Raw genomic sequence first — 14,112 nt, forward strand, 5'->3', positions numbered from 1 at the left:
ACGCAGGCCTTCTCATACTCGGCACGGAATGCCGAGGATTCCATGAGCTTGGATTTGAGGTCGCCGAGTGTTGTCATCAGGCCCTCACCAAGCCGGCTTGTGATGCTTGTGCCAGTGCTCCGCGATCTCGATGCGCTTCGGCACCCAGACCTTCTCATGGCTCGTCACATAATCGATAAACCGCGCCAGTGCGGCCGCGCGTCCGGGACGCCCAACGAGGCGGCAGTGGAGGCCGACGGACATCATCTTCGGGCTGCCGTTTTTCCCCTCCTCGTAGAGTACGTCGAAGGCGTCCTTCAGATAGGTGAAGAACTGGTCGCCGGTGTTGAAGCCCTGCGGTGTGGCGAAACGCATGTCGTTGGTCTCAAGCGTATAGGGAATGATCAGGAAGGGCTTGCCCTCGAGATCCGGCACCCAGAACGGCAGGTCGTCGGAATAACTGTCGGAAGAGTACATAAACCCGCCCTCCTCCATCACGAGGCGCAGCGTGTTGTCCGACGGCTTGCCCTGATACATGCCAAGCGGATGAGAGCCGGTCAGCTCCTTGTGCAACCGCACGGCTTCGCGGATATGCTCGCGCTCGACGTCCTCAGGGAAATCCTTGTACTCCAGCCAGCGATAGCCGTGGCTGGCGATCTCCCAGTCGGCTTCCTTCATGGCGGCGACGGCTTCGGGATTGCGTGCCATGGCGAGCGTCACACCGTAGACGGTGACCGGAACCTTGCGCTCTGTGAACATCCGCCAGAGCCGCCAGAAGCCGGCGCGAGAGCCATATTCGTAGATCGATTCCATATTGAGATTGCGCTGGCCGGCCCAGGGCTGTGCACCGACGATTTCCGACAGAAGGCACTCGGACGCCGGGTCACCATCGAGAATGCAGCTTTCGCCGCCCTCCTCGTAATTCACCACGAACTGCACCGCGATCCGCGCATCACCGGGCCATTTCGGATCGGGAATGTCGCGGCCATAGCCAATCAGGTCGCGGGGGTAGGGAGCAGTCGTCATCGGTTCACCTCTCGTGTTTTCACGCGAGGCTATTGGCGACGATGGCAGCTGTCGAGATGGAAAAAGCGGAATTTGCTGCAGCGCAAACCGGTCAGGCAATCTTCCGGCTGGAAACCCGCCCCAGCGGGTGCAGCGAATGCACGGTAAACGGTGCGCCCCGCTCCGTTTCCACGAACAGCGCAAGATTGGTCACAACCACGGGCTCGGCCAAAACAGGATCGAAATGGGCCTTTAGCCCCTGCTCGATCCGGGGGAAATCCCGTGCCAGAAGCGGCCCCGTCAGCGTCATGTGAAAGCGAAACTCGTCCATCACGTAAGGATGGCCCCAGCGGCTGAGGTTGGAAAATTGCGGTGCCGACAGCCGCTCGGGATTGCGCCGCTCGATCTCGACTTCGGAAAGCGGCGCGCGAAAACCGTCAAAGGCCTGAACGATCGAGGCTGCGAGATAGTCGACCGACGGGCAAGGTCGCTCCAGAATGAGGCCGTAGACGTCGCCGATGCGACCGACCGTCAGCCCCTGGAGCATCACCGGCTCCATGCGCCCGGCAAAATGCATCAACTCGCGCAGCAAGGCCGGTTCAGTGGATCCCTCACTCAAGCGGAACGGCGCCTTGAAGGTGGCATGAAAACCGAAACGACGGGGCAGCGCGGTGTGAAAGGCAATCTCGTGCACGCCGAGACCTTTCAGCCCCGGATGCTCTTCTGCCTCGCCGGAAAACACGTTGCGACCGAGCCAACGTGCCGCTGCATCGGCAAGCGGATCACGGGCAGGCGGCGTAAAGCAGATGGCATAGCGCATGTCGAGCACCTCACACTGGCTCGCTTCGGAACTTTAGCAGTTTCCGTTACAACCCGGTGGATAGGTGATTTGCATGACAGTATCACGAAGCGGGCAAAAGGATTTTCACCCTTCGCACCGCAGGAATCCGCGTGATTTCAGGGTGTTTCGGTAAATCCCTCATCGACTGGTCGGCCAACAGCCACCGAAACGTGATGAGAAAGCGAGAAGCTGTGAGGCACCGGCAAGGCCTGCCCGGCAATCGCATCAAGGGCAGCATCGGCCAGAAGATGCGCAATGCCGAAACTCACCTTGAAGCCGCCGGTCAACGCATGGATATGCGGATGATCCGGGTGCGGACCGACCATCGGATCCCGGTCGACCGCCTTTGGGCGCAGGCCAGCCCAGCGCTCGACCACCTCAGCTCCCTGCAAGACCGGTGCAAGCTCCCTCGCCTCGGCGATCAGGGCATCCAGCTGTGCATCCGTTGAGAACGGGTCATCGAAACTGTTTTCGCTGGTGCTCCCGATCGCAACATGCCCGCCCTCATGTGGCACGACATAGAGACCGTCGAGGTAAACCAGGGGAAGATCGGCCGGCAGATCTGCCTTGAGCAAGGCCGCCTGCCCCTTAACGCCTCGGCCAAGCGGCTTGCGGATGGACGGACCGATCGTTTCAAGCAGCGGGAAGGAGCCAACGCCCGCCGCGACCAGCAGATCACCGAAACCGACAGACGCGCCATCGGCTGTCACCACCTGCCGCGCGCTGGCGTCGATCGACTTAACGGCAACCCCTTCGAGGATACGCACACGACCCGTGCGCTCCAGCCGCGCCCGGATCGCCGCGATCAGCGCCCGTGGCGAGACCCTCCCCGCGAACCGGTCATAGACAAGACCCGCGTCGGTGAACCGCTGCGATGGCCAATCGTCAAACGGGCTTTCCTCGATGACGGACCACTCGAAGCGCCTGCCCTGCTGGCTCCAGTTGGTTTTGGCCTCCTGCGAATGCCGCTCGGCGATCGGCCGCAAATGCGGCTTCGGCAGCGGAATCAACCGCCCGCAGCGGCGATAGCCGGCTGAAAGGCCGGTCTCGGCTTCAAGCTCGGCGATCTCTGCCTCCAGAGACAAGAGTCCATCGAACTGCAACTGCTTCTTCTCGTTCCAGCGATCCGGCATATGCGCCATCAGCGCGCCGAGCAGCCCACCGCTGGCCCCGCTTCCGGTTCTGTCGCCGTCGATGAGGATCGTATCGATACCCCGACACTCGGCTTTCAGCGCCGCCCAGAGGCCCATGATGCCGCCACCAACGATCACGAGATCCGCCTGCAATTGACCTGACATCGCAGCCGTTTTATCGGACATCACCATGACCCATTCAAATTATCCGCCAGGCACCGGCGACACCCAGGCACCGCTCGCCTGGCACGACGGCGATATGCCCTTTTCCACCGCCTTTGGCGATCATTTTTATTGCCAGACGGACGGTCGACTGGAATGCGGCCATGTCTTCCTCGCCGGCAACGGTCTGCCGGACCGATGGCAGACGGCAGAGAGCTTCACCATCGGCGAACTCGGCTTCGGCACCGGACTGAATGCCTGCGAGACCTGGCGCCAATGGAAGGAGCATCGTCGTCCCGGCGCACACCTCCATTTCGTTTCCTTCGAACTATTCCCCATGCAGGCGGAAGAGATCGACCGCGCCCTCTCCCGCTGGCCGGAGATCGATGCCGAGCGGGAGGTGCTGGTCTCGCTCTGGCCCTCGGATCCGTCCGGCGTGGTCACAGTCGACCTCGACGCACAGACCCGACTGTCCGTCGTCTGCGGCGATGCATTCGAGAACCTGACGGCGAGCACGCTGACCTTTGATGCCTGGTTCCTCGATGGCTTTGCGCCCTCGCGCAACAGTGCCATGTGGTCGGCGGAATTGATGCAGCGGGTCCACGACACGACGAGAGAGGGCGGCAGCTTCGCGACCTATGCCGCTGCCGGCTTCGTACGGCGCAATCTGACCGCCACCGGCTTTGATGTCGATCGGCGCCCAGGCTTTGCGGGAAAGCGTGAAATGCTTTGTGGGATCAGGCGTCCGACCTGATCAGCCTTCGGCGCTGGCCGCAGCCGCGACCGGCCTGCCGCTCCACTGCTCGATCTTGCGCATCAACAGCTCCGGCGAAATCGGCTTGGAGAGATAGTCATCCATGCCCGCCGCAAGGCAGGCCTCACGGTCGCTTTCAAGCGCATGGGCGGTAACGCCGATGATGGGGATGCGATAACCGCCGCGACGGGCCTCTTCGCTTCGGATCAGACCCGTCGCCTGATGGCCGTTCATGACTGGCATCGAGACATCCATCAAGATCAGGTCCGGCGGCTCGCTGCGCCAGGCCTCAACGGCCTCCTCGCCATTGCCAACGATTCGATAGGCGATGCCGCTGCCGGTCAGGATCTGTCGGAAGACAATCTGATTGACAGGATTGTCCTCGGCGATCAGGACCCTGAGGGCGCTGTCATCATGAAAGACTGGGGCAGCGGGAACGGGTTCAACCGGCAAGGCCGGCCGAACAGCAGCAAGAGAAGCCGAAGGCGACATGGGGCGCAAACGAGCCGAATTCACGCCGTGCACCCGCGCTGTGCGCACCACATCGATGATCGCGCCGCGCAATACATTCGCCCGCGCTGGCTTCATCAGATGCGCCTGGATCTTCAGGCTCTCGAACAGCCGGTCGTCACCGACCATGTCCATCGATGTCAGGAACACCAGTGCGATATCGTCATAGCGTCTGTCGCTGCGGATCGCCTTGGCCACATCGATGCCGTTGATGTCCGGCATCTGGTAGTCGATGACGACGACGTCGATCGACAGTCCTTCGGCATGAGCGGCTTTCAGAATTTCAAGCCCGGTCGGCCCGTCGGGCACCGCAAGTCCATCAAAGCCCCACATGCTCAACTGCTCGGTGATGATCCGGCGATTGACGGCATTGTCGTCGATGACGAGCACCCGCGCATCCTTGACCGTCGCCGGCAGCTCCTTTTGGCCCCGACGTTCCGCGACGATCGCAAGCGGCAGTTCGACCGTAAATGCCGAACCCCGGCCAACTTCTGATTCCACATCCAGCTTGCCGCCGAACAGACGCACAAGACCAGCGGTGATCGCGAGACCGAGACCGGTTCCTTCATGGCGGCGGGTCGACGACGTGTCGACCTGGGAGAATTTCTCGAAGATCTTCGCCTGCATCTCCGCCGGAATGCCGATGCCGGTGTCTTCGATACGCAGTTTCAAGATCGCCTGACCATCCATGACAGTCTCGGCGGAGACCTCGACATGCACATGGCCCTTCTCGGTGAATTTGATGGCATTGCCGAGGAGGTTCGTGACGATCTGCCGGAAGCGCCCCGGATCACCCATGAAGGTGTGGCGCACCTTCTGGTCGCCCGAGACGACCAGTTCGATATCCTTCTCGGCGGCAGCGGCAGACAGAAGCGTTGCGACATCCTCGATCGCCTCGACCGGATCGAAAGGCGACTTCCGGAGCTTCAACTGGCCGGCATCGATCTTCGAGAAGTCGAGGATATCATTGATGATGGTGAGCAGCGCATTGCCCGATTTCACCATGATGTCGACGAAGGTCTTCTGCCGGCTGTCGAGCTCGGATTTGGACAGGAGTTCAGCCATGCCGAGCACGCCATTCATCGGGGTGCGGATTTCGTGGCTCATATTGGCGAGGAAGTCGGACTTCGCCTTGTCGGCGGCTTCGCTGCGCGCAAGCAGCACTTCAAGCTCGGCTTCACGGGCCTTGAGTTCGGTGAAATCGGTGAGCACGACCACGCAGCTGCGATCACGCCCGAAGGTTGCTTCCAGCTTGACCCAGGTCTTGCCCGCAACAAGGAAATTTGTCGAAACCGAGTTTGCGCTTTGCAGTGCCGATTGCCACTGCTGCAGGACCGCCTGCGCGTCGGCGCCGAAATCGCCGCGTGCCGCACAATATTCGAAAACCGGCCGCCAGCTTTCACCCTCGACCAGAAGGCCCTCGGGCAGATCGAGGATGCGGCTGAACGAGGGATTGACCTCGGCGACCCGCCCCTGTTCGACCATCAACAGACCCTGGGACATCATCCGCATGGATTCCTGGACGAAGAGGCCAAGCCGCTCCAGTTGCTGCTGCGCCGCCGTGATTTCCCGCTCGCGCTGGCGCATCTCCGTGAGGTCTGAATAGGTCAGCAGGATCTTGCGGTCATGCAGGCGGGTGATCGTCGCCAGCACGAACTTGCCGTCGTCATAGGCAAGTTCGTTGACATGCGAGCCTTCGAGCGCTTCGAACTGGGCGATGCGCCGCCGGAAGCCTTCCTCGAACTCGATGCCGGGCCATGCATAGCCGAGCTTGTGATTCTGCTCGCAATAGGAACGGAAGCTCTGGCCGCTCAGGGGCACGTCATCAGGCCAGTGCCAGATTTCCCGGCACTTCTCGTTGGCGAATTCTACCATGAAGTCAGCATCGATGATGACCACGCCGACAGGCATGACCTGCAGCATCGAGACGATATCGTCGTAGAGCGATTCCGCGCGCGCCTGCGCTTCGACGAGCGCCTGCTGGCCCTTCTTGAGGTTCGAGATATCGTTCACCGAGCCGACGATGTAATGCTTCTGCTCGGCGGTGGTGATCCGGCTCAGCCGCGTGATGACCGAGATTTCCCGGCCGTCACGGACGACGATATCACGGTTCTTTTCAAGCATTTCACCCGTGGCGAAGATGTGGAGGTTCTCCGCCTTCATGATCTGGCCGTTCTCTGGCCACAGCTCCTCTTCGGTGAGGCCATAGATATCTTCCCGCCGCTGGCCGTGCAGCTCCTCATAGGCGGTATTCACATAGATCATCCGCCGGTTGATGTCGCGAATGAAGACCGGCACCGGCATCTGCTCAAGCGTCGCGCGGTAGAGGAGCGTCTCCTCCTCGCGCTGGACCATGTCGGAGACATCGGTGAAGGTGATCAGGATGCGGCCACCCTCGATCTTTCGGCTGCCGCCGGCCAAGGCACGACCGGAGGGAGTCTTGACGTCGATCAGCGGCCCTTCGGCAAGGGCAGTGAGCTGCTCAATGCGATAGGAAATGCGCTCCTCGATTTCTTCGGGCCGCATGCGCGCGAAACTGCGTGCCATCGTCCGCCTGAGAAATTCTCGGTAGCCCATCCCTTCGATCGGCACCGGCGGATCAAGTTCCGACATCTCGACCGCTGCCGGATTGGCAAAGGATATCCGCATGTCCTGATCAAGCACGAAGATACCAACGGGGAGCGACGACATCAGGCTTTGGAGCTGCAATTGCAGCGCTTCCGATTCCTGCCGCGCGGCCTTAAGCCTCTCCTGCTCCAGCCTGAGCGGCGAAAGATCGGTGATGGACCCGACGATGTAGCGATCGCCATCGGGTCCCGTGACGGCGCCAGTGCGGCTGAGCGCCGGGACGGAAGTGCCGTCAGCGCGGATGAAGGTATCTTGGACCTCTTCAGTGACACCGCGTTCCAGAACCCGTCGGTTGCCTTCGTAATAGGACTGCCCGAGTTCGGGGAAAATCTCCTGCTCGGTGCGGCCCAGCAGCTCTTCGATCGGCCGCCCGACCATCTCGGCATAGGCGCGATTGGCAAACAGCAGCCGATGGTCAGCCCCGCGGAAATAGGTGGCAATCGGATATTGCTCGAGAACGGCCTGATAGACCTGAGCGGATGGTGACGCTGCGGGGACGGCCATTTCAGGCATGGCCGATGCCGCCCGCTCTTCCATGAAACAGAAGAGATACATCCGGTCGTCATCATCGAAGAAGCGCTCGATATGCAGGATGTTCATGGGCCCGCCGGACACGGGGCGCAGGTGCAACTGCTCCTCTTCGCCGAAAACCAGGACGCGGCGCTCGCGGTCGTCGCGAATTCCGTCCGGATCGACACCCAGGATCTCTCGGTCACTGCGTCCGATGAAGCTTTCAGGAGCGAGATTATGGAGCCGGGCGAAGGGTGCATTGACCGCGACGTAACGCAGTTCGCTGTCCTTGACATACGAAGGCAGGTCAAGCGCGGCAATCTTGTCGCGGACTAGCTCGAGCAAGTCGCTTCCCCGGATCAAATCTTTGTTCACACTTCGATCAATGACTGGTTTTGGTAAACAGGGGGTAAGCAAAGCGCCATGAGACGCTTTAAAAGCAAATGTTGATGAATGCCTGACGTATGAAAACTTCTCGGTTCTTCCACTGTTCCAGATGAGCCGGTTTTTCGTCGCAAACGGCAATGCCTTTTGGTCCGCGAACCTGCGAGACTTGATGTCGAGATTGACACAATGGATCGACCATGAGCGACATTATCAACACCGCCTTGTCCGAGACTGAACCCCAATCCGGTGGTGGCGAGCGCCGCAGGCGCACCGGTGGCCGCGGCGGTGATCGTAGCCGCACAGGCGTCGCGGGCAAGTATCGCAATCTCGTCAATCGCCTGACCAAGACCGAGCTTCTGGATCCCGCAGCCCTCGACGACATGCACGAGGCGTCGCTGACCATTCTGGAAGAGATCGGCATGGACATCATGCTGCCCGAGGCCCGCGCCATCATGAAGGCGCATGGCGCCCACGTGACGGAGGGCTCGGACCGCGTCCGCTTCGACCGCGGCCTGATCATGGACATGATCGCGTCCGCCCCGCGCGAATTCCAGATGTTCGCCCGCAATCCCGAGCGCAACGTCAAGATGGGCGGCAACAACCTGGTCTTCGCCCAGATCGCCTCCGCCCCCTTCGTCGCCGACCGCGAGGGCGGCCGCCGCGCCGGCAATCAGGAAGACTTCCGCAAGCTGGTCAAGCTCGCCCAGTGCTACGACGTGATCCACACGACGGGCGGTTATCCGGTCGAACCGATCGACATCCACGCTTCGGTGCGCCACCTCGACTGCCTCTCCGACATGGTGAAGCTGACCGACAAGGTCTTCCACTGCTACTCGCTCGGCAAGCAGCGCAATCTGGATGCCATCGAGATCGCCCGCATCGGCCGTGGCATTTCGATGGAGCAGATGGAAAACGAGCCCTCGCTCTTCACCATCATCAATTCGTCGTCACCGCTCCGCCTCGACGGCCCGATGCTTCAGGGCATCATCGAAATGTCATCGCGCGGCCAGGTCGTCGTGATGACACCCTTCACGCTGGCCGGCGCCATGGCACCCGTCACCATCGCCGGGGCCGTCGTGCAGCAGAATGCGGAGGCGCTCTGCGGCATCGCCTTCACCCAGATGGTCAAGCGCAGCGCGCCCGTCGTCTATGGTGGCTTCACCTCGAATGTCGACATGAAGACGGGCGCACCTGCCTTCGGCACGCCGGAATACATGAAGGCGGTGATCGTCGGCGGCCAGCTCGCGCGCCGCTATGGCATCCCCTATCGCACCTCGAACACCAATGCCGCCAACACGCTGGACGCCCAGGCGGCCTATGAAAGCGCCTTTTCGCTCTGGGCCCTGACCCAAGGTGGCGGCAATTTCATCATGCATTCGGCCGGCTGGACCGAAGGCGGCCTGACGGCCTCGTTCGAGAAGTTCATCCTCGACGTCGACATGCTGCAGATGGTGGCCGAATTCCTGACACCCCTCGATGTCAGCCAGGATGCGCTGGCGCTGGATGCCGTCCGCGAAGTCGGCCCGGGCGGCCACTTCTTCGGCACCGCCCACACGCTGGCCCGCTACGAGACGGCCTTCTATTCGCCGATCCTTTCGGACTGGCGCAATTTCGAGACCTGGACCGACGCCGGCCGGCCGACAACTTACGATCACGCCAATCGCGTCTTCAAGGAAAAGCTCGCCACCTATGAGCGCCCGCCTATCGACCCTGGTATCGAGGAAGAGCTCGATGCCTTCGTGGCGAAACGCAAGGCCGAAGGCGGGGTTGCGACCGACTTCTGAGGCGCTACGATAGCTGCTTCAGATACGCCTGATAGGTCTGATGCGGCTGAGGCTCGAAGCGATCCTGCATCACCTTCCAGTCCTCCACCCGGTCGAGGCGGAAGTCTCGGAAGCCCTGGCGCATCTCGCACCAGGCGGTCATTACCCAGATCGCGCCGAAGGCGGCCAAGCCCAGCGGCCAGACGACGCGTTGGCTGCGCTCGCCGGGCAGCGAGTGATAGGCAATCCAGACCTTGCGTTTGGCCGACAGTGCCGAGCGCACATCGCCCAGACAATCCGGCACCACCGGTTGGGCTGATGACCGGAAGGCATGGATCGGGGCGGAGATCAGCCGTTCGGCATGATCCTTCGGCAGCATTGCCAGCATCTTGTCCTTCGCCTCCCGTGCCGCCTGGCCAAGCCTTGGATCGCCGAGCATCTCGACGGCGCGAAGGCCGAAGGCGAGTGCCTCCAGCTGCTCGAAGGTGAAGGTGAGCGGCGGGGCATCGAAGGCCTCGCGCAACATGTAGCCCACTCCGCGCTCACCCTCGATCGGGGCGCCCGAGGCGATCAGATGATCCATGTCGCGGTAGATGGTGCGTGGCGCGACCTCCATCTTCTCCGCAATCTCGGCGGCCGTCATGGCGCGGCCGGTCGAGCGCATCAGCTGGATGATCCGGAACAGGCGGTCGGCGGGGCGCATGCGTGCCTCCTTCGAAAGGTAATGGCCAGAAGGTTGTCAGTTGGGTCGTGCTAGGTCAAGCCGTGATCAACCACGGGAGAGCCAGATGACCACTAATACCATCCTCGAAATCGCCGTCTGCACAGTCGCCGACAGGCCGGCGGCAGATGAGGCACGACGTGCCGCCATGGCGGCGGTCAACACCTATCCCGGCTTCGTCAGTTGGCGGGCGCTCAACTCCCTCGACCAGCGCGACATGATCGTCGATCTCGTCGAATGGGCCGACAAGGAAAGCGCCGATGCGGCAGCCGCGAAAGTTCAGGCAGACCCGGCCTTCGCCCCTTACATGGCAGCGATCACGGGTGTTACCCTGATGCAGCATTTCGAAACCAAGGGAACGATCTGAGCGATCATGGCCGAGCCGCTGAAACACCTGATCGGCCCACACACCGCCCGCGATACAGCTGATGCCGTGGCGCGGGCTTGGGGCCCCTTCGATCACGCCGCCTTCATCGCCGACATCCTGCCCGTCATCGAAGGGCTGGAGCTGATGCAGCGCGGGCAATCTATCGCGGATGCGCTGCACCGACATCTGCCTGCCGATTTCGAGCAGGCGGGCAGGATCCTGCACGGTTGTCTGCCGGCACCGGATCGGGCGGGCCTCAGCGGTTGGGCCCTCCTCTCCTTCAACCAGTATGTTGCCGCCCACGGCCGCGGCCATCTTGAAACGGCCCTCGACCTCCTGAAGGCGCTAACGCCGCATTTCACCGCGGAATTCGGTATCCGCCCCTTCCTCGCCGAGGAACAGGATGCAGCACTTGCGATCATCGCCGGCTGGGTGACCGACCCGAACCACCATGTGAGACGCCTTGCGAGCGAAGGCACCCGCCCCCGCCTGCCCTGGGCCATGCGCCTGCCCGCTCTGGTGAAGGACCCCACACCCCTCCTGCCGATCCTCGAATCCCTGATCGATGACCCCGAGGACTATGTCCGCCGCTCGGTCGCCAACAGCCTGAACGACATCGCGAAGGATCACCCGGATCTCGTCGCTGACTTCGTCGAGCGCCACGCTCAAGGCGCTTCGAAAGATCGGCTCTGGCTGCTCAAACACGCCTCGCGCACGCTGATCAAGAAGGGCCATGGCAAGGCACTCGCCAATTTCGGCTTCGCGCCACTGGACGACGTGTCAGTGACCCTCACGCTGGAGACCCAGCAGATCGACTTCCCCGGCGAACTGGCCTTCGAGGTCCTTCTCTCTAATACTGATAAGGACATGCGTACGGTGCTGGTCGACTACGCCATCCACCACCAGAAGAAGGACGGATCGCTCTCTCCGAAGGTCTTCAAGGGCAAGAGCCTTCCGCTGAAGCCAGGTGAAAGCGTGACCATCGTGAAGCGCCATGCCTTTCGACCGATCACCACACGCGTCTATTATCCCGGTCGCCACAGGCTTGAGATCATGCTGAATGGGGTTGTGCAGACAGGCGCGGATTTCGATCTCGGCGCCTCTGAAGGCCGCGACGATCAAGGCCAGCGAGCATCACCGGCATGAGCGATTGAAACGCAAGAGGCCCGCGGCAAGCGGGCCTCGAACAGGTCATAAAGTGGTCAGGCTCAATCGTCGTTTTCAATCTTCAGCAATTCGCCCGAGACGGGATGAAAGGTCGCCTCGACACGACGCCCGTCGCGCATGCCTTTCACCTCGTAGCAGCCGTCATCGACCACGATCTCCTGGGCCGTGACATTCTCGGTCAAAGCCCGCTTTTCCATGTCACCAAGCGACATGCGCGCCTCGACCGTCACATCCCGGCATGCCGGATCGTCATCGGCCCGAACCGATCCGATCGAGGCGGCGAGGATGAGGGCTGAGGCTGCAAGTAGGGTCTTCATGGCTGTCTCCGTATATCATTGATCATTCGACGCAGCCCCGCCGGGCAGATTTCTCTGCTGCAGAAGCCGGCCCGGATCGGGCACCGTCATGGGCGAAACCCCGCACTTGTCGCTTTTGTTCACCTCACAAACCCGGCATCCGGTTGAACAAGCCGCCTCACCAAATGCCTGTTGTGCCACAAGCCCCGGGCGCAGATTTGTGCATTGCACTTGACTTCTCCGCCGAATAGGCTCATTTGCAGTCCAGCTTTTACCTTCCGGCCGCCGCGTGAGCGTGCCCAGCGACATCTGAGACGCGACGAAGGATAAGGCGCATGACATCCGGGCGGACATTCCGCCGATGCGCTTGGAAAGCTTTTTTCCAACTTACAAGTTCCCAAATCACGCGGGGTTCTTGACGCCAATGCCAACCGGCTCGCGAAGATCGCGTTCCGGGATTTGTGCATTTGGCGCCCCGAAAGGTATGACTTTGACAACTTTCGATGATCTTGGCCTCTCCAAGAATATCGTCGCGACGCTGACGACGCTCGGCTTCACGACCCCGACCCCGATCCAGGAGAAGGGCATCCCCGTCGTTCTCGGTGGACGTGACCTGATCGGCCTCGCACAGACCGGCACCGGCAAGACCGCTGCCTTCGGCCTGCCGATGATCGAGATGCTTCTCAAGGATGAGAAGCGCCCCGACAACCGCACCACCCGCGCTCTCATTCTCGCCCCGACCCGCGAACTGGTAAACCAGATCGGCGACAACCTGCGCAGCTACCTGCGCCGCCTGCCGCTGAAGATCAACCAGGTCGTCGGTGGAGCCTCCATCGGCAAGCAGCAGCTGCAGCTCGAAAAGGGCACCGACATCCTCGTCGCGACCCCGGGCCGCCTGCTCGACCTGATCGCCCGCAACGCGATCTCGCTGCGCGCCGTCCGTTACCTCGTTCTCGACGAAGCCGACCAGATGCTGGACCTCGGCTTCATCCATGACCTGCGCAAGATCTCGAAGATGGTCCCGCCGAAGCGCCAGACGCTGCTCTTCTCGGCCACCATGCCGCCGTCGATCGCTGACCTCGCCGCAAGCTTCCTGACCGATCCGCTCAAGGTCGCCGTGTCCCCTCCGGGCAAGGCCGCCGACAAGGTCGAGCAGCATGTGCATTTCGTCGCCGGCCAGAACGCCAAGACGGAAATGCTCAAGAAGATCCTCAACGACAATCCGGATGGACGCTCAATCGTCTTCCTGCGCACCAAGCACGGCGCGGAAAAGCTGATGAAGCACCTCGACGCCACCGGTTACTCGGTCGCCTCGATCCACGGAAACAAGAGCCAGGGCCAGCGCGAGCGGGCACTGAAGGGTTTCCGTGACGGCGAGATCAAGACGCTGATCGCCACCGACGTTGCCGCCCGCGGCATCGACATCCCGGCCGTTTCCCACGTCTTCAACTACGACCTGCCGGAAGTTCCGGACGCTTACGTCCACCGCATCGGCCGTACGGCCCGTGCTGGCCGTGACGGCATTGCGATCGCATTCTGCGGTCCCGATGAAGGTCGCCTGCTGCGCGACGTCGAAAAGCTGATGGGCATCGACATCCCGGTCGCCTCTGGCGAACCGCCGGCAAACCTCGCACGCCCGGCACGTCCGCAGCGTCGCGGCGGCGGCGGTGCAGGTGCTGGCGGCAACAACCGCAATCACCAGGGCCAGGGTCGTGGCAAGTCCGAAGGCGGCGCCAAGGCTGACGGTCGTCCGGCCAAGTCCGGTCACCGCAAGGGTGGCAATGGCGGCGGTCAGAACCGCAGCGCCAACGGCGGCCAGGGCCGTCCGGCCCGCTCTGGCACAGCGGGCGGACGTCGCCGCGAAGCCTGAGTTTCGCGCTGAATAACGA

The 14,112-nt window shown here is 62.1% G+C and carries 11 protein-coding genes; 5 read left to right on the top strand and 6 right to left on the bottom strand.

The annotated features are described in order from the left end of the window. Positions 1–84: 84 nt before the first annotated feature. The 3 genes from puuE to C0V73_RS01315 all read right to left on the bottom strand — a co-directional run bounded on the left by puuE (position 85) and on the right by C0V73_RS01315 (position 3,150). Complete coding sequence (gene puuE, locus C0V73_RS01305; protein WP_102018194.1) at positions 85–1,005, bottom strand: allantoinase PuuE; 921 nt, start codon at positions 1,003–1,005, stop codon at positions 85–87. 91 nt (positions 1,006–1,096) lie between these two features. Beyond that, positions 1,097–1,804 carry a DUF1045 domain-containing protein gene (locus C0V73_RS01310; protein ID WP_102018195.1) on the bottom strand — a complete coding sequence of 236 codons (708 nt, stop codon included), beginning with the start codon at positions 1,802–1,804 and terminating at the stop codon, positions 1,097–1,099. Between the two features lie 137 nt (positions 1,805–1,941). Further along, complete coding sequence (locus C0V73_RS01315; RefSeq protein WP_102018196.1) at positions 1,942–3,150, bottom strand: FAD-binding oxidoreductase; 1,209 nt, start codon at positions 3,148–3,150, stop codon at positions 1,942–1,944. On the opposite strand from C0V73_RS01315, the gene mnmD reads away from it, so the two are divergent. Then, on the top strand, positions 3,149–3,874 hold the full coding sequence (mnmD, locus tag C0V73_RS01320; protein ID WP_102018197.1) for a tRNA (5-methylaminomethyl-2-thiouridine)(34)-methyltransferase MnmD: 726 nt from the start codon (positions 3,149–3,151) through the stop codon (positions 3,872–3,874). The two genes, C0V73_RS01315 and mnmD, sit on opposite strands and share 2 nt — an antisense overlap. Here mnmD and C0V73_RS01325 read toward each other — a convergent pair whose 3' ends face one another. Further along, positions 3,875–7,867 (bottom strand): PAS-domain containing protein, encoded by a 3,993-nt coding sequence (locus C0V73_RS01325; RefSeq protein ID WP_102018198.1) that lies wholly within the window; start codon positions 7,865–7,867, stop codon positions 3,875–3,877. A gap of 239 nt (positions 7,868–8,106) precedes the next feature. On the opposite strand from C0V73_RS01325, the gene C0V73_RS01330 reads away from it, so the two are divergent. Then, positions 8,107–9,693, top strand: coding sequence for a trimethylamine methyltransferase family protein (locus C0V73_RS01330; protein ID WP_102018199.1), 1,587 nt, complete (start codon positions 8,107–8,109; stop codon positions 9,691–9,693). A 4-nt stretch (positions 9,694–9,697) separates the two neighbouring features. On the opposite strand, the gene C0V73_RS01335 is transcribed toward C0V73_RS01330, so the two are convergent. Continuing rightward, positions 9,698–10,375: a YafY family protein gene (locus C0V73_RS01335; RefSeq protein ID WP_102018200.1), complete on the bottom strand. Its 678-nt coding sequence runs from the start codon at positions 10,373–10,375 to the stop codon at positions 9,698–9,700. An 85-nt stretch (positions 10,376–10,460) separates the two neighbouring features. Here C0V73_RS01335 and C0V73_RS01340 point away from each other — a divergent pair, with 85 nt between their 5' ends. Both C0V73_RS01340 and C0V73_RS01345 read left to right on the top strand, forming a co-directional pair. After that, positions 10,461–10,760, top strand: a complete 300-nt coding sequence (locus C0V73_RS01340) for a hypothetical protein (protein WP_102018201.1) — start codon at positions 10,461–10,463, stop codon at positions 10,758–10,760. 6 nt (positions 10,761–10,766) lie between these two features. Then, a complete protein-coding gene (locus C0V73_RS01345) occupies positions 10,767–11,906 on the top strand; it encodes a DNA alkylation repair protein (RefSeq protein WP_102018202.1) in 1,140 nt (379 codons plus the stop codon). A gap of 62 nt (positions 11,907–11,968) precedes the next feature. Here C0V73_RS01345 and C0V73_RS01350 read toward each other — a convergent pair whose 3' ends face one another. Next, positions 11,969–12,244 (bottom strand): PepSY domain-containing protein, encoded by a 276-nt coding sequence (locus tag C0V73_RS01350; RefSeq protein ID WP_102018203.1) that lies wholly within the window; start codon positions 12,242–12,244, stop codon positions 11,969–11,971. A 463-nt stretch (positions 12,245–12,707) separates the two neighbouring features. Here C0V73_RS01350 and C0V73_RS01355 point away from each other — a divergent pair, with 463 nt between their 5' ends. Beyond that, positions 12,708–14,093 (top strand): DEAD/DEAH box helicase, encoded by a 1,386-nt coding sequence (locus C0V73_RS01355; RefSeq protein WP_102018204.1) that lies wholly within the window; start codon positions 12,708–12,710, stop codon positions 14,091–14,093. Positions 14,094–14,112 lie beyond the last annotated feature (19 nt).

This window comes from Rhizobium sp. TH135 (assembly GCF_002855515.1).
Lineage (GTDB): Bacteria > Pseudomonadota > Alphaproteobacteria > Rhizobiales > Rhizobiaceae > Allorhizobium.

Bases quoted from the DNA above. Each gene is read 5' to 3' on its own strand.
- puuE (WP_102018194.1), bottom strand. From the start codon at position 1,005: ATGACGACTGCTCCCTACCCCCGCGACCTGATTGGCTATGGCCGCGAC.
- C0V73_RS01310 (WP_102018195.1), bottom strand. From the start codon at position 1,804: ATGCGCTATGCCATCTGCTTTACGCCGCCTGCCCGTGATCCGCTTGCC.
- mnmD (WP_102018197.1), top strand. From the start codon at position 3,149: ATGACCCATTCAAATTATCCGCCAGGCACCGGCGACACCCAGGCACCG.
- C0V73_RS01315 (WP_102018196.1), bottom strand. From the start codon at position 3,150: ATGGTGATGTCCGATAAAACGGCTGCGATGTCAGGTCAATTGCAGGCG.
- C0V73_RS01330 (WP_102018199.1), top strand. From the start codon at position 8,107: ATGAGCGACATTATCAACACCGCCTTGTCCGAGACTGAACCCCAATCC.
- C0V73_RS01335 (WP_102018200.1), bottom strand. From the start codon at position 10,375: ATGCGCCCCGCCGACCGCCTGTTCCGGATCATCCAGCTGATGCGCTCG.
- C0V73_RS01340 (WP_102018201.1), top strand. From the start codon at position 10,461: ATGACCACTAATACCATCCTCGAAATCGCCGTCTGCACAGTCGCCGAC.
- C0V73_RS01345 (WP_102018202.1), top strand. From the start codon at position 10,767: ATGGCCGAGCCGCTGAAACACCTGATCGGCCCACACACCGCCCGCGAT.
- C0V73_RS01350 (WP_102018203.1), bottom strand. From the start codon at position 12,244: ATGAAGACCCTACTTGCAGCCTCAGCCCTCATCCTCGCCGCCTCGATC.
- C0V73_RS01355 (WP_102018204.1), top strand. From the start codon at position 12,708: ATGACTTTGACAACTTTCGATGATCTTGGCCTCTCCAAGAATATCGTC.